We start from the raw sequence: 844 nt of genomic DNA on the forward strand, positions 1-844 counted from the left end.
AAAAATATGGTATAGTAAAAAAAATCTGTTGCAGAAACTGGAGAAAAATATGGCTTTGTCATTTGACGACATTATAAATAAATACCGGGAGAACTCGACTTCCGAAAGAAACAAGGGAGACAAGTTTGAACGGCTCATGCAGGCCTATCTTTTGACAAAACCTGCCTACAGCCACTTATTGACAGATGTCTGGCTATGGACAGACTTTCCTTATAAAAAGCAGTTTGGAACTGGCGGCAAGGACACTGGCATAGACCTTGTTTGCCGCACCCACGACGGAGACTACTGGGCTGTCCAGTGCAAATGCTATGCGGCCGGTAAGAAAGTAGACAAAGCAATGGTAGACTCTTTTGTTTCTACTTCTTCCTTTGAATTTGAAACTAAAGACGGCAAGAAAACATTCTCTTTTAAGATTTGGATTGATACTACTTACGACGGATTCAATGCGGAGGCTCAGAATGTGGTCCAGCGGCTTGGCATTCGCCGTATCGGTTTAATCGACCTGAAAAATGACGATGTAGACTGGGAAGCTTTGGATTCTGGAAAAAAAGGAGCAGAAGCAGCCGTAAAAAAATACGGCCTTCGTCCGCACCAAAAGAAAGCGTTCGACGCTACGACCAGATATTTTGCAGACCACGAGCGGGGAAAACTCATCATGGCTTGCGGAACCGGCAAGACTTTTACCTCTTTAAGGATTGCGGAGGCCCTTGCAACAGAAAGCCATCTGGTTCTGTTCCTGGTTCCTTCAATTGCGCTTTTAAGCCAGACGTTAAAAGAATGGTCGGCTCAATGCAAGAGCAATATTTATCCTATCTGCATTTGCTCTGACAGCCACGCGGCCGAC

The 844-nt window shown here is 44.9% G+C and carries 1 protein-coding gene; it reads left to right on the plus strand.

The genetic code is table 11. The features are described 5' to 3' along the window. Positions 1–49 precede the first annotated feature (49 nt). Positions 50–844: DEAD/DEAH box helicase family protein (locus tag B4N75_RS00915; RefSeq protein WP_296706340.1), on the plus strand; the 795-nt coding region annotated here is incomplete at its 3' end.

The organism is Treponema sp. UBA7570 (assembly GCA_002477955.1).
In the GTDB taxonomy this organism is placed as follows: Bacteria; Spirochaetota; Spirochaetia; order Treponematales; family Treponemataceae; genus Treponema_D.